Origin of the sequence: Mesorhizobium sp. M0678 (assembly GCF_040320505.1) — a bacterium.
Classification (GTDB): Bacteria; Pseudomonadota; Alphaproteobacteria; order Rhizobiales; family Rhizobiaceae; genus Mesorhizobium.
Genome location: NZ_JAMYPT010000041.1, coordinates 1 through 21,299, shown reverse-complemented (window position 1 = coordinate 21,299; position 21,299 = coordinate 1). Strand labels below are relative to the sequence as shown.

At 62.2% G+C, this 21,299-nt stretch carries 35 protein-coding genes and 1 pseudogene; all 36 read left to right on the top strand.

Annotated features, from left to right (window positions below; translation table 11 throughout):
* Nucleotides 1–104 (top strand): EF-Tu C-terminal domain-related protein (locus NKI29_RS31965; protein WP_152536282.1); only part of this gene is annotated, 104 nt, incomplete at its 5' end.
* A 63-nt stretch (nt 105–167) separates the two neighbouring features.
* Complete coding sequence (gene rpsJ, locus NKI29_RS31960; protein ID WP_006205468.1) at nt 168–476, top strand: 30S ribosomal protein S10; 309 nt, start codon at nt 168–170, stop codon at nt 474–476.
* A gap of 96 nt (nt 477–572) precedes the next feature.
* A complete protein-coding gene (gene rplC, locus NKI29_RS31955) occupies nt 573–1,301 on the top strand; it encodes a 50S ribosomal protein L3 (RefSeq protein ID WP_023675141.1) in 729 nt (242 codons plus the stop codon).
* Nucleotides 1,301–1,921: a 50S ribosomal protein L4 gene (gene rplD, locus NKI29_RS31950; protein WP_023675140.1), complete on the top strand. Its 621-nt coding sequence runs from the start codon at nt 1,301–1,303 to the stop codon at nt 1,919–1,921. The genes rplC and rplD overlap by 1 nt, the downstream gene beginning before the upstream one ends.
* The gene (locus NKI29_RS31945; RefSeq protein WP_023675139.1) at nt 1,918–2,211 is read left to right on the top strand and encodes a 50S ribosomal protein L23; all 294 of its coding nucleotides are present in this window, start codon (nt 1,918–1,920) and stop codon (nt 2,209–2,211) included. Before rplD ends, NKI29_RS31945 begins: the two co-directional genes overlap by 4 nt.
* A gap of 22 nt (nt 2,212–2,233) precedes the next feature.
* Nucleotides 2,234–3,067, top strand: a complete 834-nt coding sequence (gene rplB / locus NKI29_RS31940; protein WP_023675138.1) for a 50S ribosomal protein L2 — start codon at nt 2,234–2,236, stop codon at nt 3,065–3,067.
* 16 nt (nt 3,068–3,083) lie between these two features.
* Nucleotides 3,084–3,362 (top strand): 30S ribosomal protein S19, encoded by a 279-nt coding sequence (gene rpsS, locus NKI29_RS31935; RefSeq protein ID WP_006205463.1) that lies wholly within the window; start codon nt 3,084–3,086, stop codon nt 3,360–3,362.
* A 2-nt stretch (nt 3,363–3,364) separates the two neighbouring features.
* Nucleotides 3,365–3,754, top strand: a complete 390-nt coding sequence (gene rplV / locus NKI29_RS31930) for a 50S ribosomal protein L22 (RefSeq protein WP_006205462.1) — start codon at nt 3,365–3,367, stop codon at nt 3,752–3,754.
* Complete coding sequence (gene rpsC, locus NKI29_RS31925) at nt 3,754–4,479, top strand: 30S ribosomal protein S3 (RefSeq protein WP_023675137.1); 726 nt, start codon at nt 3,754–3,756, stop codon at nt 4,477–4,479. Before rplV ends, rpsC begins: the two co-directional genes overlap by 1 nt.
* 27 nt (nt 4,480–4,506) lie before the next feature.
* Entirely contained in the window at nt 4,507–4,920 is a 414-nt protein-coding gene (gene rplP / locus NKI29_RS31920) for a 50S ribosomal protein L16 (RefSeq protein ID WP_006205460.1), read from the top strand.
* A gap of 13 nt (nt 4,921–4,933) precedes the next feature.
* The gene (gene rpmC, locus NKI29_RS31915) at nt 4,934–5,134 is read left to right on the top strand and encodes a 50S ribosomal protein L29 (RefSeq protein WP_006205459.1); all 201 of its coding nucleotides are present in this window, start codon (nt 4,934–4,936) and stop codon (nt 5,132–5,134) included.
* 11 nt (nt 5,135–5,145) lie between these two features.
* Complete coding sequence (gene rpsQ, locus NKI29_RS31910; RefSeq protein ID WP_023675136.1) at nt 5,146–5,385, top strand: 30S ribosomal protein S17; 240 nt, start codon at nt 5,146–5,148, stop codon at nt 5,383–5,385.
* 82 nt (nt 5,386–5,467) lie between these two features.
* On the top strand, nt 5,468–5,836 hold the full coding sequence (gene rplN, locus NKI29_RS31905) for a 50S ribosomal protein L14 (protein ID WP_006205457.1): 369 nt from the start codon (nt 5,468–5,470) through the stop codon (nt 5,834–5,836).
* Between the two features lie 12 nt (nt 5,837–5,848).
* Nucleotides 5,849–6,163, top strand: a complete 315-nt coding sequence (rplX, locus tag NKI29_RS31900) for a 50S ribosomal protein L24 (protein ID WP_254817150.1) — start codon at nt 5,849–5,851, stop codon at nt 6,161–6,163.
* Complete coding sequence (gene rplE / locus NKI29_RS31895) at nt 6,156–6,734, top strand: 50S ribosomal protein L5 (RefSeq protein ID WP_008875670.1); 579 nt, start codon at nt 6,156–6,158, stop codon at nt 6,732–6,734. Before rplX ends, rplE begins: the two co-directional genes overlap by 8 nt.
* 26 nt (nt 6,735–6,760) lie before the next feature.
* On the top strand, nt 6,761–7,066 hold the full coding sequence (rpsN, locus tag NKI29_RS31890) for a 30S ribosomal protein S14 (protein ID WP_023675134.1): 306 nt from the start codon (nt 6,761–6,763) through the stop codon (nt 7,064–7,066).
* A 12-nt stretch (nt 7,067–7,078) separates the two neighbouring features.
* Nucleotides 7,079–7,477, top strand: a complete 399-nt coding sequence (gene rpsH / locus NKI29_RS31885) for a 30S ribosomal protein S8 (protein WP_006205453.1) — start codon at nt 7,079–7,081, stop codon at nt 7,475–7,477.
* An 89-nt stretch (nt 7,478–7,566) separates the two neighbouring features.
* A complete protein-coding gene (gene rplF, locus NKI29_RS31880; protein ID WP_352572482.1) occupies nt 7,567–8,100 on the top strand; it encodes a 50S ribosomal protein L6 in 534 nt (177 codons plus the stop codon).
* Between the two features lie 84 nt (nt 8,101–8,184).
* A complete protein-coding gene (gene rplR / locus NKI29_RS31875; protein ID WP_023675132.1) occupies nt 8,185–8,544 on the top strand; it encodes a 50S ribosomal protein L18 in 360 nt (119 codons plus the stop codon).
* A gap of 155 nt (nt 8,545–8,699) precedes the next feature.
* Nucleotides 8,700–9,263: a 30S ribosomal protein S5 gene (rpsE, locus tag NKI29_RS31870; protein WP_006333394.1), complete on the top strand. Its 564-nt coding sequence runs from the start codon at nt 8,700–8,702 to the stop codon at nt 9,261–9,263.
* A 24-nt stretch (nt 9,264–9,287) separates the two neighbouring features.
* Nucleotides 9,288–9,485, top strand: coding sequence for a 50S ribosomal protein L30 (gene rpmD / locus NKI29_RS31865; RefSeq protein WP_006205449.1), 198 nt, complete (start codon nt 9,288–9,290; stop codon nt 9,483–9,485).
* Nucleotides 9,486–9,507: 22 nt separating this feature from the next.
* On the top strand, nt 9,508–9,981 hold the full coding sequence (gene rplO / locus NKI29_RS31860; protein WP_352572484.1) for a 50S ribosomal protein L15: 474 nt from the start codon (nt 9,508–9,510) through the stop codon (nt 9,979–9,981).
* Between the two features lie 191 nt (nt 9,982–10,172).
* Nucleotides 10,173–11,513, top strand: a complete 1,341-nt coding sequence (secY, locus tag NKI29_RS31855; protein ID WP_023675130.1) for a preprotein translocase subunit SecY — start codon at nt 10,173–10,175, stop codon at nt 11,511–11,513.
* A complete protein-coding gene (locus tag NKI29_RS31850; protein WP_352572486.1) occupies nt 11,510–12,121 on the top strand; it encodes an adenylate kinase in 612 nt (203 codons plus the stop codon). Before secY ends, NKI29_RS31850 begins: the two co-directional genes overlap by 4 nt.
* A 198-nt stretch (nt 12,122–12,319) precedes the next feature.
* Nucleotides 12,320–12,688, top strand: a complete 369-nt coding sequence (gene rpsM, locus NKI29_RS31845) for a 30S ribosomal protein S13 (RefSeq protein WP_006205445.1) — start codon at nt 12,320–12,322, stop codon at nt 12,686–12,688.
* A 139-nt stretch (nt 12,689–12,827) separates the two neighbouring features.
* Nucleotides 12,828–13,217, top strand: coding sequence for a 30S ribosomal protein S11 (gene rpsK, locus NKI29_RS31840; protein ID WP_006205444.1), 390 nt, complete (start codon nt 12,828–12,830; stop codon nt 13,215–13,217).
* Between the two features lie 104 nt (nt 13,218–13,321).
* On the top strand, nt 13,322–14,332 hold the full coding sequence (locus NKI29_RS31835) for a DNA-directed RNA polymerase subunit alpha (protein ID WP_023675128.1): 1,011 nt from the start codon (nt 13,322–13,324) through the stop codon (nt 14,330–14,332).
* A 116-nt stretch (nt 14,333–14,448) separates the two neighbouring features.
* Nucleotides 14,449–14,880 carry a 50S ribosomal protein L17 gene (gene rplQ / locus NKI29_RS31830; protein ID WP_023675127.1) on the top strand — a complete coding sequence of 144 codons (432 nt, stop codon included), beginning with the start codon at nt 14,449–14,451 and terminating at the stop codon, nt 14,878–14,880.
* Between the two features lie 193 nt (nt 14,881–15,073).
* Nucleotides 15,074–16,561 (top strand): DegQ family serine endoprotease, encoded by a 1,488-nt coding sequence (locus NKI29_RS31825; RefSeq protein WP_352572488.1) that lies wholly within the window; start codon nt 15,074–15,076, stop codon nt 16,559–16,561.
* A 43-nt stretch (nt 16,562–16,604) separates the two neighbouring features.
* Nucleotides 16,605–17,912 (top strand): replication-associated recombination protein A, encoded by a 1,308-nt coding sequence (locus NKI29_RS31820; RefSeq protein ID WP_352572489.1) that lies wholly within the window; start codon nt 16,605–16,607, stop codon nt 17,910–17,912.
* A gap of 136 nt (nt 17,913–18,048) precedes the next feature.
* The gene (locus tag NKI29_RS31815; RefSeq protein WP_352757466.1) at nt 18,049–18,879 is read left to right on the top strand and encodes an aspartyl/asparaginyl beta-hydroxylase domain-containing protein; all 831 of its coding nucleotides are present in this window, start codon (nt 18,049–18,051) and stop codon (nt 18,877–18,879) included.
* Nucleotides 18,880–18,910: 31 nt separating this feature from the next.
* The gene (crcB, locus tag NKI29_RS31810) at nt 18,911–19,297 is read left to right on the top strand and encodes a fluoride efflux transporter CrcB (protein ID WP_352572491.1); all 387 of its coding nucleotides are present in this window, start codon (nt 18,911–18,913) and stop codon (nt 19,295–19,297) included.
* Nucleotides 19,298–19,422: 125 nt separating this feature from the next.
* Entirely contained in the window at nt 19,423–19,794 is a 372-nt protein-coding gene (crcB, locus tag NKI29_RS31805; protein WP_245274632.1) for a fluoride efflux transporter CrcB, read from the top strand.
* On the top strand, nt 19,791–20,129 hold the full coding sequence (locus tag NKI29_RS31800; protein ID WP_254817158.1) for a DUF190 domain-containing protein: 339 nt from the start codon (nt 19,791–19,793) through the stop codon (nt 20,127–20,129). The genes crcB (NKI29_RS31805) and NKI29_RS31800 overlap by 4 nt, the downstream gene beginning before the upstream one ends.
* A 62-nt stretch (nt 20,130–20,191) precedes the next feature.
* On the top strand, nt 20,192–21,172 hold the full coding sequence (locus NKI29_RS31795) for an RluA family pseudouridine synthase (RefSeq protein ID WP_352458558.1): 981 nt from the start codon (nt 20,192–20,194) through the stop codon (nt 21,170–21,172).
* 5 nt (nt 21,173–21,177) lie between these two features.
* A pseudogene (locus tag NKI29_RS31790) lies at nt 21,178–21,299 on the top strand (EamA/RhaT family transporter); the annotation flags it as partial.

The following is a 21,299-nucleotide window of genomic DNA, read 5'->3' as shown; positions in this document are numbered from 1 at the left end:
TCGAGCTGATCGTGCCGATCGCCATGGAAGAGAAGCTGCGCTTCGCCATCCGTGAAGGCGGCCGCACCGTCGGTGCCGGCATCGTCGTCACCATCAAAGAGTAATTTGGACTTAAACCGATCTGTCGCGGGCGCTGCCCGCGCCGCGCCAGAACAAGGAAGTGACGCATGAACGGACAGAATATCCGCATCCGCCTGAAGGCGTTTGATCACCGGGTGCTCGACGCCTCGACACGGGAAATCGTGTCGACCGCCAAGCGCACCGGCGCCAACGTCCGCGGCCCCATTCCGCTGCCGACGCGGATCGAAAAGTTCACGGTCAACCGGTCGCCTCACGTCGACAAGAAGAGCCGCGAGCAGTTCGAGATGCGCACGCACAAGCGTCTGCTCGACATCGTCGACCCGACCCCGCAGACGGTCGATGCTTTGATGAAGCTCGACCTGGCCGCCGGTGTCGACGTCGAGATCAAGCTCTAAGGAACCAGAGGTCAGCGGGGCGACCCGCAACTCTGAAGGAACAAGAGGCGTGGAGGGGCGACAGCCCCGACAGGGAACTCTAAAGGAATTGAACCGATGCGTTCAGGTGTGATTGCAAAGAAGGTGGGAATGACCCGCATCTACAACGATGCCGGGGAACATGTTCCCGTCACTGTTCTCCAGATGGAGAACTGCCAGGTCGTGGCGCAGCGCACGCAGGAGAAGAACGGCTATACCGCCGTCCAGCTCGGCGTTGGCCTTGCCAAGGTGAAGAACACGTCGAAGGCGATGCGCGGCCATTTCGCGACCGCTTCCGTCGAGCCCAAGGCCAAGGTTGCCGAGTTCCGCGTCTCCGCCGACAACATGATCGATGTTGGCGCCGAGATCACCGTCGAGCACTTCGTCGTCGGCCAGAAGGTCGATGTGACGGGAACCACGATCGGCAAGGGTTTCCAGGGCGTCATCAAGCGGCACCACATGGGTGGCGGCCGCGCGACGCACGGCAACTCGGTGTCGCACCGTACACACGGCTCGACCGGCCAGCGCCAGGATCCGGGCAAGGTGTTCAAGGGCAAGCATATGGCCGGCCACATGGGCGACACCCGCGTCACCACGCAGAATGTCGAGGTCGTCTCGACCGACGCCGATCGCGGCCTGATCCTGATCCGCGGTGCGGTCCCGGGTTCGAAGGGTGCATGGATCCTGGTCCGCGACGCGGCCAAGGTGGCGCTTCCGGCCAATGCGCCGAAGCCCGCCGCGATCCGCGCCGTTGCGACTGACGGTGCCGCCACGAACGAGGCGCCGGCCACAGAGGGAGCGGAATAATGGACCTCAAGATTACAACGCTTGGCGGCAAGGACGCCGGCAAGCTGAAGCTCTCCGAAGAGATTTTCGGCCTCGATCCGCGCGAGGACATCCTGCAGCGCGTCGTGCGCTGGCAGCTTGCCAAGAAGCAGCAGGGCACCCACAAGGCCAAGGGTCGCGCGGAAATCGCCCGCACCGGCGCCAAGATGTACAAGCAGAAGGGTACCGGCCGCGCCCGTCACCATTCGGCTCGCGCTCCGCAGTTCCGCGGCGGCGGCAAGGCCCATGGCCCGGTCGTTCGCAGCCACGAGCACGATCTGCCGAAGAAGGTGCGTGCACTCGGCCTCAAGCATGCGCTTTCGGCCAAGGCCAAGAGCGCGTCGATCATCATCATCGACGAGCTGAAGCTGACCGAGGCCAAGACCAAGGCGCTGATCGCGAATTTCGCGACGCTGGGCCTGAGCAACGCCCTGGTGATCGGCGGCGCCGAGCTTGACAAGAATTTCAAGCTGGCGGCGACCAACATCCCGAACATCGACGTGCTGCCCATCCAGGGCATCAACGTCTACGACATTCTGCGCCGCGGCACGCTGGTCCTTTCCAAGGCCGCCGTCGAGGCTCTCGAGGAGCGCTTCAAATGACCGACCTTCGTCATTACGACGTGATCGTCTCGCCGGCGATCACCGAAAAGTCGACCATGGCTTCCGAGCAGAACCAGGTCGTCTTCAATGTCGCCAAGAAGGCGTCGAAGCCGGAAATCAAGGCCGCCGTCGAAGCGCTGTTCGGCGTCAAGGTGATGGCCGTGAACACGCTTGTCCGCAAGGGCAAGATCAAGCGCTTCCGCGGCACGATCGGCCGCCAGAGCGACGTCAAGAAGGCGGTTGTGACGCTGGCCGAAGGCCAGTCGATCGACGTCGCGACGGGTCTCTGAGCAAGGTCGCGAGGACAGAACAATGGCACTGAAAAAATTCAACCCGGTAACGCCGAGCACCCGTCAGCTGGTCATCGTCGACCGCTCGGGCCTCTACAAGGGCAAGCCCGTCAAGGGCCTGACCGAAGGCCTGACCAAGTCGGGCGGCCGCAACAATTACGGCCGCATCACGGCCCGCTTCATCGGCGGCGGTCACAAGCGCACCTACCGTATCATCGACTTCAAGCGCCGCAAGTTCGACGTCGTCGGCACGGTCGAGCGTATCGAGTACGATCCGAACCGCACCGCCTTCATCGCGCTGATCAAGTATGACGATGGCGAGCTGTCCTACATCATCGCCCCGCAGCGTCTGGCTCCCGGCGACAAGATCGTGGCCGGTGAATCGGTCGACGTGAAGCCGGGCAACGCGATGCCGCTGGCTTCGATGCCGGTCGGCACGATCGTCCACAATATCGAGCTGAAGCCCGGCAAGGGCGCTCAGGTCGCCCGTTCGGCCGGCGGTTATGGCCAGCTCGTCGGCCGCGACCAGGGCATGGCGATCCTGCGCCTCAATTCGGGCGAGCAGCGTGTCGTCCACGGCTCCTGCATGGCCACTGTCGGCGCCGTGTCTAACCCGGACCACGGCAACATCAATGACGGCAAGGCAGGCCGCACCGTGTGGCGCGGCAAACGTCCGCACAATCGCGGCGTGACCATGAACCCGGTCGACCATCCACATGGCGGCGGCGAAGGCCGCACCTCGGGTGGCCGCCATCCGGTTTCGCCCTGGGGCAAGCCGACCAAGGGCAAGAAGACGCGGTCCAACAAGGCGACCGACAAGTTCATCCTGCGCTCGCGCCATCAGCGCAAGAGCTAAGAAGAGGTAACGCCAAGTGACTCGTTCGATTTGGAAAGGCCCCTTCATCGACGGCTACCTTCTGAAGAAGGTGGACAAGGTTCGTGAAGGTGGTCGCAATGAGGTGATCAAGATGTGGAGCCGTCGCTCCACCATCCTGCCGCAGTTCGTCGGCTTCACCTTCGGTGTCTACAACGGCCAGAAGCACGTTCCCGTCTCGGTGAACGAGGACATGGTCGGTCACAAGTTCGGTGAATTCGCTCCGACCCGGACCTATTACGGTCACGGCGCGGATAAGAAGGCGAAGAGGAAATAATCATGGGCAAGGCCAAAGCTCCGCGCAGGCTTGCTGACAACGAAGCGCGCGCCGTGTTGCGCACGATCCGTATCAGCCCGCAGAAGCTGAACCTGGTTGCCGCGTTGATCCGCGGCAAGAAGGTCGCGACAGCGCTTTCCGACCTCGAATTCTCGGCCAAGCGGATTTCCGGCACGGTCAAGAAGACGCTGGAATCGGCGATCGCCAACGCGGAAAACAACCACGACCTCGACGTCGATGCGCTGATCGTGGCGGAAGCCTATGTCGGCAAGTCGATCGTCATGAAGCGGTTCCATGCCCGTGGCCGTGGTCGCGCCAGCCGTATCGAGAAGCCGTTCTCGCACCTCACGATCGTCGTTCGTGAAGTCGAAGAAAAAGGGGAGGCCGCATAATGGGCCAGAAAGTCAATCCGATCGGTCTGCGTCTCGGCATCAACCGCACCTGGGATTCGCGCTGGTTCGCGAACACCGGCGAGTACGGCAAACTGCTGCACGAGGACATCAAGATCCGCAAATATCTTGAGAAGGAACTCAAGCAGGCTGCGATCTCGAAGGTCGTGATCGAGCGTCCGCACAAGAAGTGCCGCGTCACCATCCATGCGGCGCGTCCGGGCCTGATCATCGGCAAGAAGGGCGCCGACATCGAGAAGCTTCGCAAGAAGCTGATGGAGATGACCAAGTCCGAGACGCATCTGAACATCGTCGAAGTGCGCAAGCCGGAGATCGACGCGACCTTGGTCGCCCAGTCGATCGCCCAGCAGCTCGAGCGCCGCATCGCGTTCCGCCGCGCCATGAAGCGTGCCGTGCAGTCGGCGATGCGCCTCGGTGCCGAAGGCATCCGCATCAACTGCGCCGGCCGTCTCGGCGGCGCCGAGATCGCGCGCATGGAATGGTATCGTGAAGGCCGCGTGCCGCTGCATACGCTGCGTGCCGACGTCGACTACGGCACGGCCGAGGCGAATACGGCCTACGGCATCTGCGGCGTCAAGGTCTGGGTGTTCAAGGGCGAGATCCTCGAGCACGACCCGATGGCTTCGGAGCGCCGCGCCACCGAGGGCGATCATGCGCATGGCGGTGGTGGTGAGCGCGAACGCGGTCGCCGTCGCGAAAACGCGTAAGACATTTAGGAATTTGGAGTTAGAACGATGCTGCAGCCAAAGCGCACAAAGTTCCGCAAGCAGTTCAAGGGCCGCATCCACGGTACCGCCAAGGGCGGCACCAACCTGGATTTCGGTGGTTTCGGGCTGAAGGCGCTTGAGCCGAACCGCGTCACCGCGCGTGAGATCGAGGCGGCTCGCCGCGCGATCACCCGCGAGATGAAGCGTGCCGGCCGCGTGTGGATCCGTATCTTCCCGGACGTGCCGGTGACGTCGAAGCCGACCGAAGTCCGTATGGGTAAGGGCAAGGGCGCGGTCGACTACTGGGCGGCACGCGTCAAGCCGGGCCGCATCATGTTCGAGATCGACGGCGTCAACGAGGAAACCGCCCGTGAGGCGCTGCGTCTCGGCGCGGCCAAGCTCTCGGTCAGGACGCGCTTCGTACAGCGCATCGCAGAATAAGGACGGGCTGATCATGAAAGCCGAAGACATCCGGACCAAGACCCAGGACCAGCTGACCGACGACCTGGCCAGCCTGAAGAAGGAGCAGTTCAACCTGCGCTTCCAGAAGGCCACCGGCCAGCTTGAGAAGACCGCCCGCGTGAGGCAGGTCCGCAAGGACATTGCGCGTATCAAGACCATCGCTGCGGAAAAGTCCGCGGCCAAGAAGGCTTAAGGACGAAAACCATGCCAAAGCGCATTCTGCAGGGCACCGTCGTCAGCGACAAGAACGAGAAGACGGTTGTCGTCAAGGTCGAACGGCGCTTCACGCATCCCGTGATGAAGAAGACCGTGCGCATGACCAAGAAGTACAAGGCGCACGACGAGAACAACGCCCACAAGGTCGGCGATCAGGTGTTCATCCAGGAATCGAAGCCGATTTCCAAGGACAAGCGCTGGGTCGTGGTGTCTTCGGACCAGGCCTGATCAGGGCCAACGAAACGAATTTTGGACAGACCGGGGAGGGGTGAGAGACCCGTCCCGTTAGAAAAGAAGAAGGCGGCCAGTCATGATTCAGATGCAAACAAACCTCGACGTCGCGGATAATTCCGGCGCTCGTCGTGTCATGTGCATCAAGGTGCTGGGCGGCTCGAAGCGGAAATACGCTTCCGTGGGCGACATCATCGTGGTGTCGATCAAGGAAGCCATCCCGCGCGGCCGCGTCAAGAAGGGCGATGTGATGAAGGCGGTCGTGGTTCGCACGGCCAAGGACATCCGCCGCCCGGACGGCAGCGTGATCCGTTTCGACAAGAACGCAGCCGTTCTCGTCGACAACAAGAAAGAGCCGATCGGCACGCGTATCTTCGGACCGGTTCCGCGCGAACTCCGCGCCAAGAACCACATGAAGATCATCTCGCTCGCGCCTGAAGTGCTGTAAGGAGCCGGACCAATGCAAAAGATTAGAAAAGGCGACAAGGTCGTCGTGCTGGCCGGCAAGGACAAAGGCCGTTCGGGCGAAGTCCTTTCGGTACAGCCGAAGGATGACACCGCGCTGGTGCGCGGCGTCAACCTGATCCGTCGTCACCAGAAGCAGTCCCAGTCCCAAGAGGGCGGGATCATCACCAAGGAAGCGCCGATCCAGCTGTCGAACATCGCGCTGGCCGACCCCAAGGATGGCAAGCCGACCCGCGTCGGCTTCATCTTCCAGAAGGACGGCAAGAAGGTGCGCGTCGCCAAGCGCTCGGGAGAAGTCATCAATGGCTAAGGCTCAAACCAAGCAGGCAACTGCCCAGAACACGCCGCGCCTCAAGCAGGTCTACAACGAGACCATCCGCAAGGCGCTGCAGGAGCAGTTCGGCTACGAGAACGAGATGCAGGTTCCGCGCATCGACAAGATCGTGCTGAACATGGGCGTCGGCGAGGCGACTGGCGATTCGAAGAAGCCTTCGATCGCGGCGGAAGACCTTGCGATGATCGCCGGCCAGAAGGCCGTTGTCACCCGCGCTCGCAACTCGATCGCCGGCTTCAAGGTCCGCGAGAAGATGCCGATCGGCGCCAAGGTCACGCTACGCAAGGAACGCATGTACGAGTTCCTCGACCGCCTCGTGAACATCGCACTGCCGCGCGTCCGCGACTTTCGCGGACTTAATCCGAAGAGCTTCGATGGCCGTGGCAACTATGCCATGGGCATCAAGGAACACATCGTGTTTCCGGAGATCAACTACGACAAGGTTGATCAGATCTGGGGCATGGACGTCATCGTTTGTACGACTGCGAAGACGGACGACGAAGCCAGGGCATTGCTCAAGGCCTTCAACTTCCCCTTCCGCCAGTAACGGCAGCGAGAAAAGGAAAATCTGAAATGGCAAAGACCAGCTCAGTCGAGAAGAACAACAGGCGCCGCAAGCTTGCGGACCAGTTCGCTGCCAAGCGCAAGGTGCTCAAGGCGATCATCATGGATCAGTCCAAGCCGATGGAAGAGCGCTTCCGCGCCCAGCTGAAGCTTTCGGCGCTGCCGCGCAACTCGGCCAAGACCCGCATCCGCAACCGCTGCGAAGTCACCGGACGTCCGCGTGCCTATTATCGCAAGCTCAAAGTATCGCGTATCGCGCTTCGTGATCTCGGCAATAACGGCCAGATCCCGGGCCTGGTCAAGTCGAGCTGGTAAGGAGGACATAACATGTCATTGAGCGATCCTCTCGGCGATATGCTGACCCGCATCCGCAACGCGTATGGCCGCAAGAAGTCGAGCGTTTCGACGCCGGCCTCGCGCCTGCGTACCCGCGTCCTCGACGTGCTGAAGGCGGAAGGCTATATCCGCGACTACAGCCAGACCGACTTCGACAACGGCAAGTCCGAAATCGAGATCGAGCTGAAGTATTTCGATGGTGCGCCGGTGGTGCGCGAAATCGCTCGGGTCTCGAAGCCCGGCCGCCGCGTCTACGTTTCGGCCAAATCGATACCGCACGTCGCCAACGGCCTCGGCATCGCCATCCTTTCGACGCCGAAGGGCGTGATGGCCGACCACGAAGCGCGTGAACAGAATGTCGGCGGGGAAATCCTCTGCCAGATCTTCTGATCTGGTATGTGACCCGGTTGGAAACAGGCTTTCGGGATCTAGTCCCGAAAGCCGAGACCTGAAACAAGAGAAGTGACGAGGACAACAAAATGTCTCGTATTGGAAAGAAACCCGTTTCGCTGCCGCAGGGCGTGACCGCGACCGTCAACGGCCAGACCGTGACGGCGAAGGGTCCGAAGGGCGAGCTGAAGTTCGTGGTGAACGACGAAGTGCTGGTCAAGATGGAAGGCAGCGAGATCGCTGTCCAGCCGCGCGACCAGACCAAGACTGCCCGTTCCAAGTGGGGCATGTCACGCACGCAGATCGTCAACATCCTGCAGGGCGTCAAGGCCGGCTTCGAAAAGAAGCTCGAGATCACCGGCGTCGGCTATCGTGCCGCCATGCAAGGCAAGAACCTGCAGCTGGCGCTCGGCTTCAGCCATGACGTCGTCTACGAGACGCCGCAGGGCGTGACGATCTCGGTGCCGAAGCCGACGGAAATCACGGTGACCGGCATCGACAAGCAGCAGGTCGGCCAGGTCGCCGCCGAGATCCGCGAGTATCGTAGCCCCGAGCCCTACAAGGGCAAGGGCGTTCGCTATGCTGGCGAGAAGATCGTCCGCAAGGAAGGCAAGAAGAAGTAATTTTAACGCCGCGGGGAGCGGTCGCGGGAGGCTCGTCCTACCGCATATGGTTGCCCCCGTTTTTGAAGGCAAGGAACTGATATCATGGGCTCGAAAGAATCCACCCAACGCCGCGCCCAGCGCGTCCGCCGCCAGATCAAGAAGGTTGCCGGCGATCGTCCGCGCTTGTCGGTCCATCGCACGTCGAAGAACATCTATGTCCAGGTGATCGACGACGCCAAGGGCCACACCATCGCGGCTGCTTCGACGCTCGAGAAGGAGCTCAAGGGCTCGCTCAAGACCGGCGCCGACACCGCGGCTGCAGCTGCCATCGGAAAGCTGATCGCCGAACGCGCCTCGAAGGCCGGCGTCAAGGAAGTCGTCTTCGACCGCGGCGCCTATATCTACCACGGCCGCGTCAAGGCGCTGGCCGAGGCTGCCCGTGAAGGTGGTCTGAGCTTCTAGAGCATGATCCCGAACCGAAGGTCAGCGCAGCAAAAAGTTGCAGACTTTTCGGATAAGATCATGCGAAGGAAAAAAGAGTGTTCGCCCCCGGCGACCCGCAGAGGTGCCGGATATCATCATCAACCGTGCTTCCGGAAAAAAACAAGGAACAGGATATGGCACAGGAACGTAGGGATGGCGGCCGCGGCCGTGATCGCGAAGAGCGCGACGACGGCATGGTCGACAAGCTCGTCCACATCAACCGTGTCGCCAAAGTCGTCAAGGGCGGCCGGCGCTTCGGCTTTGCGGCACTTGTCGTCGTCGGCGACCAGAAGGGCCGCGTCGGCTTCGGCCACGGCAAGGCGCGCGAAGTGCCGGAGGCGATCCGCAAGGCGACCGAATCGGCCAAGCGCGACATGATCTTCGTGCCGCTGCGCTCAGGCCGCACGCTGCACCACGACGTCGAGGGACGCTGGGGCGCGGGACGCGTTCTGCTGCGCGCCGCCAAGCAAGGTACCGGCATCATCGCCGGCGGCCCGATGCGCGCCGTTTTCGAGACGCTCGGCATGCATGACGTGGTCGCCAAGTCGATGGGTTCTTCGAACCCCTACAACATGGTTCGCGCCACTTTCGACGCGCTGAAGAGCCAGATGCATCCGAAGGATGTGGCTGCCGCGCGCGGCATCAAGTATTCGACCCTTCAGGCCCGCCGCGGCACCGCCGTTGCGGCTGAAGAATAGTCGACGCTGACCAGGGATCTGACCATGGCCAAGAAAGCAACCAAGACCATCACCGTCGAGCAGATCGGTTCGCCGATCCGCCGGCCGAAGGAGCAGCGCGCAACGCTGGTCGGCCTCGGCCTCAACAAGATGCACAAGCAGCGCACGCTGGAGGATACGCCCTCGGTGCGCGGCATGATCGCTGCCGTCCAGCATCTCGTCCGCGTCGTGGACGAGGGCTGAGCCAGAGCGCAGGAGAACCCAGATGAAACTCAATGATCTGCGTGACAAGGACGGCGCGACGCACTCCAAGAAGCGTCTCGGCCGTGGCATCGGTTCCGGTTCGGGCAAGACCGCCGGTCGCGGCGTCAAGGGCCAGAAGGCGCGCTCCGGCGTCGCCGTCAACGGCTTCGAGGGTGGCCAGATGCCGCTCTACCGCCGCCTGCCGAAGCGCGGCTTCAACAATATCTTCGCCAAGAGCTTCACCGTCGTGTCGCTGGCCCGCATCCAGGCGGCGCTCGATGCCAAGAAGCTCGACGCTAAGACAGTTGTAACAGCCGAGGCGCTGGTTGCGGCAGGTGTCATCCGTCGCGTCAAGGACGGCGTGCGCATCCTTTCAGACGGCGACATCAAGGCCAAGCTTGCCTTCGAAGTGGCCGGAGCCTCCAAGGCCGCGATCGAGAAGATCGAAAAGGCCGGCGGCTCGGTGAAGCTGCCTGAGAAGGCAGCCGCCGAGTAACGGCAATTTGAAGCACGGCCGGCAAAGGTGGAATTCGGTTTTGCCTGCGGTCGTGCTTTGATCTGACAGATGTGGCGGCCGCATCAACGCGGCCGCTTGCATGTTTGCAGTCCGGAGCTTATCTCGTGAGCTTCGGTGACACGCGCCGCCTGAGCTGCGGGCATCGAGCGTGACCAAGCGGAGAATCAGGCATGGCTTCGGCTGCTGAACAACTAGCCTCGAATCTGAATTTTTCGGCCTTCGCCAAAGCCGAGGATCTGAAGAAGCGCATCTGGTTCACCATCGGCGCGCTGCTCGTCTACCGCCTTGGCACCTATATCCCGCTGCCCGGCATCAATCCCGACGCTTTCGCCCAGGCCTTCTCGTCGCAGAGCAAGGGCGTGCTCGGCATGTTCAACATGTTCGCCGGCGGCGCCGTGCAGCGCATGGCGATCTTTGCCCTCGGCATCATGCCCTATATCTCGGCCTCCATCATCATGCAGCTGATGACCTCGGTCATTCCGTCGCTGGAAGCGCTGAAGAAGGAAGGCGAGCAGGGCCGCAAGATCATCAACCAGTACACGCGCTACGGCACCGTGCTTCTGGCGCTGGTTCAGGCGTACGGCATTTCGGTCGGGCTTGAGGGCGGCAACGGCATCGTCAACGATCCCGGCATGTTCTTCCGCATCTCTACCGTCGTCACGCTGGTCGGCGGCACCATGTTCCTGATGTGGCTTGGCGAGCAGATCACTGCTCGCGGCATCGGCAACGGCATTTCGCTGATCATCTTCTCCGGCATCGTCGCCGGCCTGCCGCGCGCCATCTCCGGCACGCTGGAGCTTGGCCGCACCGGCGCCTTGTCGACCGGCCTGATCCTGGCGATCATCGTGCTGGCCATCATCGTCATCGCGCTGATCGTCTTCTTCGAGCGCGCCCAGCGCCGCCTGCTGATCCAGTATCCCAAGCGCCAGGTCGGCAATCGCATGTTCCAGGGCGATACCTCGCATCTGCCGCTGAAGCTTAACACCTCCGGCGTCATTCCGCCGATCTTCGCCTCGTCGCTGCTGCTGCTTCCGGCAACGGTTGCCGGCTTCTCGCAGACCACCAATATGCCTGCATGGGCCAGCACCATCCTGGCGGCGCTCGGCCACGGCCAGCCGCTCTATATGGCCTTCTACGCGGCGATGATCGTGTTCTTCGCCTTCTTCTATACGGCGATCGTCTTCAATCCGAAGGACACCGCCGACCAGCTCAAGAAGCATTCGGGCTTCATCCCGGGCTATCGTCCGGGCGAGCGCACTGCGGACTATATTGACTATGTGCTCACCCGCATCACCGTCGTCGGCGCCATTTATCTGGTGCTGGTGTGCCTGCTGCCCGAGTTCCTGATTTCAGCGACTGGCGTACCGTTCTACCTTGGTGGCACTTCGCTCCTGATCGTGGTCAGTGTAACGCTCGATACGGTGGCGCAGATTCAGGGTCACCTGATCGCGCACCAGTATGAGGGCCTGATCAAGAAGTCGAAGCTGCGCGGGGGGAAAAAGGCCAGATGAGGTTGATATTGCTTGGACCGCCGGGGGCGGGCAAGGGGACACAAGCACTAAGACTGGTAGAACGACACGGCATCCCACAGCTTTCCACGGGGGACATGCTGCGTGCTGCTGTCCAGGCTGGCACCGAAGTCGGCAAGCGCGCCAAGGCGGTGATGGACGCTGGCGAACTGGTGTCCGACGCTATCGTCAACGCCATCGTGGCCGAGCGCATCGATCAAGCTGATTGCGCAAACGGCTTCATCCTTGACGGGTATCCCCGAACTCTGGTGCAAGCGGACGCCGTTGAGGAAATGCTGTCGGATCGCGGACTGGAGCTAGACGCTGTCATCGAATTTGTCGTCGATGACAAGGCGCTGGTTGGCCGAATCGTCAAGCGCGCCGAAGACGCCAAGGCCGCAGGCCTGCCGGTGCGCAAGGACGACAGCCCAGCGGTGTTCGAGGAACGCTTGAGGGAATATTACAAGAAAACCTCGCCGCTGATCGGCTACTACTACGCCAAGGGCAAACTCAGGGGCGTCGATGGCATGGCCGACATCGATGCGGTGACGCAGCAGATCGAGGCGGTGCTCAGGGCGACGACCCGGACAGTCGGCCAGGCGGCCGGCTAGAGAATCGAATGATTGCGCTTGACTGGAGCGGTCCGCTGGGGTATGGCGGCCCGTCTTCCTATCAGGCATGAGGCTTGCTTGTCCGCAAGGGCAAGGCAGGCCGCTTTGAACTGGAAACTCCCGCAAGGGCCGGCCTCCACCGGACGCGGGGCAACTTGAAGCGCCGGCTCGTCCGGCCTATATGGAGAAGAGAAGAACATGGCTCGTATAGCCGGCGTCAATATTCCGACCAACAAGCGCGTCGTCATCGCGCTTCAATACATTCACGGCATTGGCAAGAAGTTCGCCCAGGAGATCGTCGACAAGGTCGGCATCCCGGCCGAGCGCCGCGTCAACCAGCTGACCGACGCGGAAGTGCTGCAGATCCGCGAGACCATCGACCGCGACTACCAGGTCGAGGGCGATCTGCGCCGCGAAGTGTCGATGAACATCAAGCGACTCATGGACCTCGGCTGCTACCGCGGCCTGCGTCACCGCCGCTCGCTGCCGGTTCGTGGTCAGCGCACGCATACCAATGCGCGCACCCGCAAGGGCCCGGCTAAGTCGATTGCCGGAAAGAAGAAGTAATTTAGGGCAGTAAGGGAGTAGGGCAGTAAGGCAATAGGAACGGCAGACATACTGCCCTACTGCCATATTCCCCTACTGCCTTCTCCCTGGTGGAGCCGCTGGCATTACGGCGGTGTAGAGATCAACTGAAAGGACCATCATGGCCAAGGAAGCCGCTCGTGTTCGCCGTCGCGAACGCAAGAACATCTCGTCGGGCGTTGCCCACGTCAATTCGACCTTCAACAACACGATGATCACCATCACCGACGCGCAGGGTAACTCGATTGCCTGGTCGTCGGCCGGAGCCCAGGGCTTCAAGGGATCGCGCAAGTCGACCCCGTTCGCTGCCCAGATGGCCGCAGAAGATGTTGCCAAGAAGGCCCAGGAACACGGCATGCGCATGCTCGAGGTCGAGGTCTGTGGACCCGGCTCCGGTCGTGAATCGGCGCTGCGCGCGCTGCAGGCTGCCGGCTTCACCATCACCTCGATCCGTGATGTGACGCCGATCCCGCACAATGGCTGCCGCCCGCGCAAGAAGCGCCGCGTCTAAAGAATTTACCGAACGCCGCGCGAGCGCCTCAAGGGCGCTCCTCCACGGCATTCCAGGTCGCCCGCCACGATTGGATGGTGGCGGGACAACGGAAGGAAAGCACTATGATCCAGAAAAATTGGCAAGAACTGATCAAGCCGAACAAGATCGAGTTCTCGTCGAAGAAGAAGACGCTGACCACGCTGGTCGCCGAGCCGCTCGAGCGCGGCTTCGGCCTCACCCTCGGCAACGCGCTGCGCCGCGTGCTTCTGTCTTCGCTGCGTGGCGCGGCTGTAACCGCCGTGCAGATCGACGGCGTTCTGCATGAATTCTCGTCCATCGCCGGCGTCCGCGAGGACGTGACCGACATCGTTTTGAACATCAAGGAAATCGCCATCCGCATGGAAGGCGACGGCCCCAAGCGCATGGTCGTCCGCAAGCAGGGACCGGGCGCGGTTCTCGCCGGCGACATCCAGACGGTCGGCGACGTCGAGATCCTCAATCCCGACCACGTCATCTGCACGCTGGACGAGGGCGCTGAAATCCGCATGGAATTCACCGTCGATACCGGCAAGGGCTATGTCCCGGCCGACCGTAACCGCGCCGAGGACGCGCCGATCGGGCTGATCCCCGTCGACAGCCTGTATTCGCCGGTCAAGAAGGTCTCCTACAAGGTCGAGAACACCCGCGAGGGCCAGGTTCTCGACTATGACAAGCTGACCATGACCATCGAGACCGACGGTTCGATTTCGGGCGAGGACGCGGTGGCCTTCGCCGCTCGCATCCTGCAGGACCAGCTCGGCCTGTTCGTCAATTTCGACGAGCCGCAGAAGGAAGTCGCCGCCGAACAGGTTACCGAGCTTGCCTTCAACCCGGCGCTGCTCAAGAAGGTCGACGAGCTCGAGCTTTCGGTGCGTTCGGCCAACTGCCTGAAGAACGACAACATCGTCTATATCGGCGACCTGATCCAGAAGACCGAAGCCGAGATGCTGCGCACCCCGAACTTCGGCCGCAAGTCGCTGAACGAGATCAAGGAAGTCCTGGCGGCGATGGGCCTGCATCTCGGCATGGAAGTGCCGGACTGGCCGCCGGAAAACATCGAAGACCTCGCCAAGCGTTACGAAGACCAATATTGAGCATGATCCCGAACCGAAGGTCAGCGCAGCAAAAAGTTGCAGACTTTTCGGACAAGATCATGCGGCTAACCAACTGGGGCTCAGGCCTCTTGAAACCGCAATGAAGGAGAAGAGCCATGCGCCACGGATTTAAGGGCCGCCGGTTCGCCCGCAGCATAAGCCATCGCAAGTCGATGTTTGCCAACCTTGCCGTGTCGCTTATCGAGCACGAGCAGATCCTCACCACGCTGCCGAAGGCGAAGGATTTGCGTCCGATCGTCGAGAAGCTGGTGACGCTCGGCAAGCGCGGCGACCTGCACGCCCGCCGCCAGGTTATTGCCCAGATCGGCAATGAAGGCGTCGTCAAGCGCCTGTTCGATACCATCGCGCCACGTTATGCCACCCGCAACGGCGGCTATCTGCGCATCATGAAGGCCGGCTTCCGCCACGGTGATAACGCGGCAATGGCGGTCATCGAGTTCGTCGACCGCGACACCTCGGCCAAGGGCGCCGGCGATCGCGCCCGCATCGAGGCCGAAGGCACCGAAGAGGAAGCCGCAGCCGCATAAGGCTTGGTTTTTCTGAGAAGTTCAAAAGGGGCCTCCGGGCCCCTTTTTCTGTTTCCGAAGGTACCGGGCAGGGCTGGTAGGGGTTTTGTCACCGGTTTTTGCGGCGACTACCCAAAATAATCCGATTTCAGCGGCTTAGCCTTTCATTTTGCACAATCGTCAGGACAATGGCGCCCGACTTGGAGGATTCGGAATGCGCGTTAAACGGCTGTCCATTGTTCTGATCTGCGCCTTGATGGCGTTGGCCGTCGTGCCGGCGGCCAGGCACGCGCTGGCGGAGGAGGCCAAGCCAGATCCCGGTCTGTCCGACGTGCTAACCGATCTGCTGCATGGCGTCGAAGGCGAAAACGCCACTTCAGGCCCCGACAAGCGCGTGCCGTTCGGCCGCGAGGAGGTGCAACTGTCCTTCGCGCCGCTGGTCAAGCAGACGGCGCCGGCCGTGGTCAATGTCTACGCTTCGCAGACCGCCAAGGTGACGTCGCCCTTCGACGGCGATCCGTTCTTCGAGGAGTTCTTCGGCCGCTCGCAGCCGCGCGCGCAGTCTTCGCTCGGTTCGGGGGTGCTGGTCGATCCGACCGGTGTCGTGGTCACCAATTTCCACGTCGTCAAGGACGCTGACCAGGTCAAGGTCGCGACCGCCGACGGGCGCGAATTCGACAGCAAGGTGCTGCTCAAGGATGAGACGCTCGACCTCGCCGTGCTCAAGATTTCTTCTGACAAGCCGTTCCCGGTGATCGCCATCGGCGATTCCGACGCGCTCGAGGTCGGCGATCTGGTGCTGGCGATCGGCAATCCGTTCGGTGTCGGCCAGACCACCACCAGCGGCATCATTTCGGCGGTGGCGCGCAGCCATATCGGCGTCTCCGATTCCAGCTTCTTCATCCAGACCGACGCCGCCATCAACCCCGGCAATTCCGGTGGCGCGCTGGTCAACATGGGAGGGCAGCTGATCGGCATCAACACGGCGATCTATAGCCGTAGCGGCGGCTCGATCGGCATCGGCTTTGCCATCCCTTCGAACATGGTTCGCGCCTTCGCCGACGCGGCTAAGGCCGGGCTCGACTTCTTCGAGCGGCCGTATGCCGGTGCCGAGTTCGAGGCGGTGACGCCGCAGATTGCCGAATCGCTTGGCATCGACAAACCGACCGGTGCGCTGGTTTCTTCGGTCGAAGAGGCGGGACCCGCCGCCAAGGCAGGGCTCAAGCCGGGCGACGTGGTGCTGTCGCTCAACGGCAAGCCGGTCGAGAGCGTCGGGGCGCTGGACTACCGGATGGCGACGCTCTCGATTGGTACGAATGCCAGCTTCGGCGTTCTGAGCAAGGGTCAGCAGGCGACGATGGACATCGCGCTGGAACGGCCGCCTGAGGGCGCCAAAGCTGCGGAACTCACTTTGCGCGGCCGCAGCCCGTTTTCCGGTGCCAAGGTTGCTGAACTGTCGCCACGGCTTGCCCAACGGCTCGGTCTGCGCACCGATGTCAAAGGCGTCACCGTGGTCGACATCAACCGCGATTCGCCTGCTGCCGATTTTGGCTTCCAGCCAGGCGACATCGTGCGTGAGGTCAATGGCCTGACGATCGACAAGGCGGCGACCTTGGAACAGGTAGCCCAGCAGGATACGCGCTGGTGGCGCTTTACCGTCGAGCGCGGCGGGCAGATACTGCGCCAGGTGTTGCGTTACTGAGCCCGAACGTCAGCATGATCGGGCTCCAGGCAGAAGAAGTTGCATGGCCGATCTGTTCAGTGTCGATGAACCGAAGACGCCGCCCGGCAGGCCGCTGGCGGACCGTCTGCGCCCGAAGAACCTCGGCGAGGTCGTCGGCCAGGAGCATCTGACCGGACCCGACGGCGCGCTGACGCGGCTGATCGGCTCCGGCTCGCTCGGCTCGATGATCTTCTGGGGCCCGCCCGGCACCGGCAAGACCACGGTCGCACGGCTGCTTGCCGGCGAGACAAGCCTCGCCTTCGAACAGATCTCGGCGGTGTTTTCCGGCGTTGCCGACCTGAAGAAAGTGTTCGAGGCAGCGAAGCTGCGCCGCTCCAACGGCCGCCAGACACTGCTGTTCGTCGACGAGATCCATCGCTTCAACCGCGCCCAGCAGGACAGTTTTCTGCCCGTGATGGAAGACGGCACCGTCGTGCTGGTCGGCGCCACCACGGAGAATCCGTCCTTCGAGCTTAACGCCGCGCTGTTGTCGCGCGCGCGTGTGCTGGTCTTTCACTCACTCGGCGAGGACAGTATCGCCAAGCTGCTGGCGCGGGCCGAGGAGGCAGAGGGCAGGGCGCTGCCGCTCGATGAAGACGCGCGGGCGATGCTCATCCGCATGAGCGACGGCGACGGCCGCGCGGCATTGACGCTCGCCGAAGAAGTCTGGCGCGCAGCGAAATCAAAGGAGGTGTTCGGCGCCGAAGCCCTGCAGCGCATCGTCCAGCGCCGCGCGCCGATCTACGACAAGGGACAGGACGGCCACTACAATTTGATCTCCGCCTTGCACAAATCGGTGCGCGGCTCCGACCCCGACGCGGCACTCTACTATCTCGCCCGCATGTTCGACGCCGGCGAAGATCCACTTTATCTCGGGCGCCGGTTGGTGCGCATGGCGATGGAGGATATTGGGCTGGCCGACCCGCAGGCGCTCGTCGTCGCTAACGCCGCCAAGGACGCCTATGACTATCTGGGCTCGCCCGAGGGCGAACTGGCCTTCGCCGAGGCGACCGTCTATCTCGCCACCGCGCCGAAATCCAATGCAGTTTATACCGCGTTCAAGGCCGCCACACAGGCGGCGAAGGAATTCGGTTCGCTGCTGCCGCCCAAGCACATTCTCAATGCGCCGACCAAGCTGATGAAACAGGAAGATTACGGCGCCGGCTATCGCTACGACCACGACGAGCCCGACGCTTTTTCCGGCCAGGACTATTTTCCGGAGAAGATGGGAAGGCAGACATTCTACGACCCGCCAGAGCGCGGCTTCGAGCGCGATATCAGGAAGCGGCTGGATTATTGGGCGAAGCTGCGCAGCGAGCGGGAAAAGTAGCTGCCGACCGCACAGTGGTGTGATCGCCGTTGTCTGGCGGGATAAAAAACCCTATCAAGATGCGCCTTCGGCTGGCGGACAGGCCAGAAACGTACCGACGATATTCAGAACGGAATCGCGCCTGGCGCGTGGAAAAATGACAAAAAAATCTCGCAAGACCCTTCGGAAGTTCGCCATAGCGATCCCGCTGCTGGCGCTCGGCTTCTATTTCATTCCCATCCTGACGACAATTTTCATTATCCTCGGCCTGGTCGACGTGTTGCGCAATGACAACAAGAACTGGGCGCTGTTCAGTGGTTATTTCCTCGGCAACGGCATCTTCACCTGGCTGCTTTCGCCCTTCAATCTGCTGGTCGATCTTCTGTGCTACAGAAACCGCGGTGTCTGGAAACTGGACCAGTTTCCTCCGGACTATCAGCGTGAGGTCAACGAGGTTCTGGACGTCTTCAAGGCGCGCAAGGACGAGATCATCGCCGATATCGACGCCAATTTCGGCAGCGGCCGGCGCGGCATGTATGTCTACCAGTGGTACGGCAAGCACAAGATCGACAACGTCGCCGAATTCAACAAGGATTTCAAATATATCAAGACCATCGCCGTGTCGGTGTTCAGGGGCAAGGAATCGACCTCCTGGCATTTCGGACCGCTGCGGCTCAGCCTGCGCATTCTCTACAATCTTCTCCCGGTGAAGGCCGAGGTTTTCGTCGAGTGCAACAACGCCAGGAACTACTGGCACGACAATCCGCTCTATATTTTCGACGACACGCTGCTGCACCGCTCGGTCAACGAATATGATGGGCGCCGCTACTGCGTGTTCATGGACATCATCCGGCCATCGCCATTCCCCGGCCTGATCGCCGCTCTTCTCGCCATCGTTTCGGTCAGCGTCGAGCGCATCAATGCCATGTTCTACAAGAACTGGAAGATGATCGGCTCCAGCAAGCCGAAGAAGGCCGGAGCCGCCTGACACCGTGGTGTGACCGGCGCGAGGGAGCACGATGTATCATCTGTTGCTTGTCTGCCTTGGTGGCGCGATCGGTGCAATGGCCCGCTTCTTCCTGTCCGGCTTCGTCGCCCGCCGGGTCGGCGAGACCTTTCCCTGGGGCACTATGGCCGTCAACGTCTCGGGAGCGTTTGCAATCGGTGTCGTTGCGCATGCGGTGGCGCGCGACGGCATGCCCGCCATCTGGGTCTTTACCGTTACCGGCGGCCTCGGCTGCTACACCACGGTTTCTTCCTTCAGCCTGCAGACGCTGGCGCTGGCGCGCGAGGGCGAATGGCGGCGCGCCGGCGGAAATGTGCTGCTTTCGGTTTTTCTGAGCCTCGGCGGCGTGACGCTGGGCTTTGCTGCGGGAAGTCTTCTGATTGGCGGCGGGGCGCCGTGAGCGGCCCGCGGAAGCTCCGCCACGACGGGACGGACACTGCCGCGGCAGGGCATGCGGCGCGCCTCATTGGCCGTCGCAGAACCAACGAAACGGTTCGGCTCTATGCGACCGTAGCCGCAGGCAGCATGATCGGCGGTGTGTTGCGGGCGCTTGCCTCATCGACGAGCACTGCCCTGTGGGGCGCTGGATTTCCCTTCGGCACGCTCCTCGTCAACATTGTTGGCTCGTTCCTCATCGGCTTCTACGCGACATTGACGGGACCGGATGGTCGCGTCTTCGCCGGTCCGCTGCAACGTCAATTCTTCATGGCCGGCTTCTGCGGCGGCCTGACGACCTTCTCCGCTTTCAGCCTTGAAACACTCACCCTCGCGCAAGGCGGGAGGCTTGTGGCGGCGGGACTCAATATCGCGATCTCCGTGGTGGCCTGGCTTGCCGCCGTCTGGCTTGGCCACATCTTTGCAGTTCGGCTCAACCGGCTGAGAGGGTCCAGGCAATGAAGATACCAACACAGGCACAATTGCTGCGCATATTTATCGGCGAAAACGACAAGGCAGATGGCCGTCCGCTGTATGAGGTTATCGTGCTGAGGGCCCGCGAAATGCAGATCGCCGGCGCGACCGTCCTGCGCGGCGCGATGGGGTTCGGCCATTCCAGCCGGCTTCACACCACGAAGATCCTCCGCCTATCGGAGGATCTGCCACTCGTCATCGAGATCGTCGATGACGAGGAAAAATTGGCCGCTTTCCTGCCCGTGCTTGAAACAATCATGACAAGTGGTTTGATTACGCTGGAGAAAGTTCAGGTTCTGCAATATGGAACCGACAACGAATAACCGAGTGAGATTGCGGGTACCGGCGAATGCCGTTGCATGCCTGCAAAACGGCGATTGGAATCATGGCAGGCGTTGAACAGATCACAGTGGACGCCGGCGAGGCGGGCATGCGGCTCGACCGCTGGTTCAAGAGCCATTTCCCCGGTCTCGGTTTCGGTCATCTGCAGAAGCTGCTGCGTTCCGGCCAGATCCGCGTCGACGGCGGCAGGGTGAAGGCCGATACCCGCGTCGAAGCCGGCCAGACGGTGCGAGTGCCGCCGCTCGAAGTCGACAAGAAAGGTGAAAGCCCGCTCACCGGTCATTCGATCCGCAACCAGGGCGACGCCGACGTTTTGGCAAAGATGCTGATCCATGAGGACCCGAAGGTCTTCGTCTTCAACAAGCCGGCCGGCCTGGCGGTCCAGGGCGGCTCTGGCGTCACCCGCAATGTCGACGACATGCTGGAAGCCTGGCGCAACCAGAAGGGCGAGAAGCCGCGTCTGGTGCACCGGCTCGACCGCGACACGTCGGGTGTGCTGGTTGTCGCCCGTACAAGGCTCGCCGCCATGAAGCTCGCCGAAGCGTTCCGGGCGCGTGAGACGAAGAAAACTTACTGGGCGCTGGTCAAGGGCGTGCCGCCGAAGCGCGAGGACAAGATCTCGACCTGGCTGATCAAGGAACCGACGCCCGACGGCGATCGTGTGCGCATCGCCAAGCATGGCGAAAAGGGCGCCGATCACGCCGTGTCCTATTACCGCATCGTCGAGCAGGCGGCGCAGACCCTGTCCTGGCTGGAAATGGAACCCTATACCGGGCGCACCCACCAGCTTCGCGTCCATGCCGCCCATATCGGTTGCCCGATCATCGGCGACCCCAAATATTTCGAGGCCGACACCAATTGGGATTTTCCAGGCGGCATGCAGAACCGGCTGCATCTGCACGCGCGCCGCATCGTCATCCCGCATCCCGACAAGGGCTTTGTCGACGTCACCGCACCGATGCCGCCGCATATGCGCCAGAGCTGGAACCTGCTCGGTTTCGACGACGCGAGCGCGGAGGACTAGCGGCGGTGGGCGTCGCCACAGATACGCTCGACCGCCGTGACGCGGTCGATCTGGCGGCCGCCGCCATCATGGTCGGGCTGACCTTTTCGTGGGGCCTGAACTACGTTGCCGCCAAGATCTCGTATGC

Excerpts from the sequence above, each read along its gene's own strand:
- rpsJ (WP_006205468.1), top strand. The coding sequence starts at position 168 with ATGAACGGACAGAATATCCGCATCCGCCTGAAGGCGTTTGATCACCGG.
- rplC (WP_023675141.1), top strand. The coding sequence starts at position 573 with ATGCGTTCAGGTGTGATTGCAAAGAAGGTGGGAATGACCCGCATCTAC.
- rplD (WP_023675140.1), top strand. The coding sequence starts at position 1,301 with ATGGACCTCAAGATTACAACGCTTGGCGGCAAGGACGCCGGCAAGCTG.
- NKI29_RS31945 (WP_023675139.1), top strand. The coding sequence starts at position 1,918 with ATGACCGACCTTCGTCATTACGACGTGATCGTCTCGCCGGCGATCACC.
- rplB (WP_023675138.1), top strand. The coding sequence starts at position 2,234 with ATGGCACTGAAAAAATTCAACCCGGTAACGCCGAGCACCCGTCAGCTG.
- rplV (WP_006205462.1), top strand. The coding sequence starts at position 3,365 with ATGGGCAAGGCCAAAGCTCCGCGCAGGCTTGCTGACAACGAAGCGCGC.
- rpsC (WP_023675137.1), top strand. The coding sequence starts at position 3,754 with ATGGGCCAGAAAGTCAATCCGATCGGTCTGCGTCTCGGCATCAACCGC.
- rplP (WP_006205460.1), top strand. The coding sequence starts at position 4,507 with ATGCTGCAGCCAAAGCGCACAAAGTTCCGCAAGCAGTTCAAGGGCCGC.
- rpmC (WP_006205459.1), top strand. The coding sequence starts at position 4,934 with ATGAAAGCCGAAGACATCCGGACCAAGACCCAGGACCAGCTGACCGAC.
- rpsQ (WP_023675136.1), top strand. The coding sequence starts at position 5,146 with ATGCCAAAGCGCATTCTGCAGGGCACCGTCGTCAGCGACAAGAACGAG.
- rplN (WP_006205457.1), top strand. The coding sequence starts at position 5,468 with ATGATTCAGATGCAAACAAACCTCGACGTCGCGGATAATTCCGGCGCT.
- rplX (WP_254817150.1), top strand. The coding sequence starts at position 5,849 with ATGCAAAAGATTAGAAAAGGCGACAAGGTCGTCGTGCTGGCCGGCAAG.
- rplE (WP_008875670.1), top strand. The coding sequence starts at position 6,156 with ATGGCTAAGGCTCAAACCAAGCAGGCAACTGCCCAGAACACGCCGCGC.
- rpsN (WP_023675134.1), top strand. The coding sequence starts at position 6,761 with ATGGCAAAGACCAGCTCAGTCGAGAAGAACAACAGGCGCCGCAAGCTT.
- rpsH (WP_006205453.1), top strand. The coding sequence starts at position 7,079 with ATGTCATTGAGCGATCCTCTCGGCGATATGCTGACCCGCATCCGCAAC.
- rplF (WP_352572482.1), top strand. The coding sequence starts at position 7,567 with ATGTCTCGTATTGGAAAGAAACCCGTTTCGCTGCCGCAGGGCGTGACC.
- rplR (WP_023675132.1), top strand. The coding sequence starts at position 8,185 with ATGGGCTCGAAAGAATCCACCCAACGCCGCGCCCAGCGCGTCCGCCGC.
- rpsE (WP_006333394.1), top strand. The coding sequence starts at position 8,700 with ATGGCACAGGAACGTAGGGATGGCGGCCGCGGCCGTGATCGCGAAGAG.
- rpmD (WP_006205449.1), top strand. The coding sequence starts at position 9,288 with ATGGCCAAGAAAGCAACCAAGACCATCACCGTCGAGCAGATCGGTTCG.
- rplO (WP_352572484.1), top strand. The coding sequence starts at position 9,508 with ATGAAACTCAATGATCTGCGTGACAAGGACGGCGCGACGCACTCCAAG.
- secY (WP_023675130.1), top strand. The coding sequence starts at position 10,173 with ATGGCTTCGGCTGCTGAACAACTAGCCTCGAATCTGAATTTTTCGGCC.
- NKI29_RS31850 (WP_352572486.1), top strand. The coding sequence starts at position 11,510 with ATGAGGTTGATATTGCTTGGACCGCCGGGGGCGGGCAAGGGGACACAA.
- rpsM (WP_006205445.1), top strand. The coding sequence starts at position 12,320 with ATGGCTCGTATAGCCGGCGTCAATATTCCGACCAACAAGCGCGTCGTC.
- rpsK (WP_006205444.1), top strand. The coding sequence starts at position 12,828 with ATGGCCAAGGAAGCCGCTCGTGTTCGCCGTCGCGAACGCAAGAACATC.
- NKI29_RS31835 (WP_023675128.1), top strand. The coding sequence starts at position 13,322 with ATGATCCAGAAAAATTGGCAAGAACTGATCAAGCCGAACAAGATCGAG.
- rplQ (WP_023675127.1), top strand. The coding sequence starts at position 14,449 with ATGCGCCACGGATTTAAGGGCCGCCGGTTCGCCCGCAGCATAAGCCAT.
- NKI29_RS31825 (WP_352572488.1), top strand. The coding sequence starts at position 15,074 with ATGCGCGTTAAACGGCTGTCCATTGTTCTGATCTGCGCCTTGATGGCG.
- NKI29_RS31820 (WP_352572489.1), top strand. The coding sequence starts at position 16,605 with ATGGCCGATCTGTTCAGTGTCGATGAACCGAAGACGCCGCCCGGCAGG.
- NKI29_RS31815 (WP_352757466.1), top strand. The coding sequence starts at position 18,049 with ATGACAAAAAAATCTCGCAAGACCCTTCGGAAGTTCGCCATAGCGATC.
- crcB (WP_352572491.1), top strand. The coding sequence starts at position 18,911 with ATGTATCATCTGTTGCTTGTCTGCCTTGGTGGCGCGATCGGTGCAATG.
- crcB (WP_245274632.1), top strand. The coding sequence starts at position 19,423 with ATGATCGGCGGTGTGTTGCGGGCGCTTGCCTCATCGACGAGCACTGCC.
- NKI29_RS31800 (WP_254817158.1), top strand. The coding sequence starts at position 19,791 with ATGAAGATACCAACACAGGCACAATTGCTGCGCATATTTATCGGCGAA.
- NKI29_RS31795 (WP_352458558.1), top strand. The coding sequence starts at position 20,192 with ATGGCAGGCGTTGAACAGATCACAGTGGACGCCGGCGAGGCGGGCATG.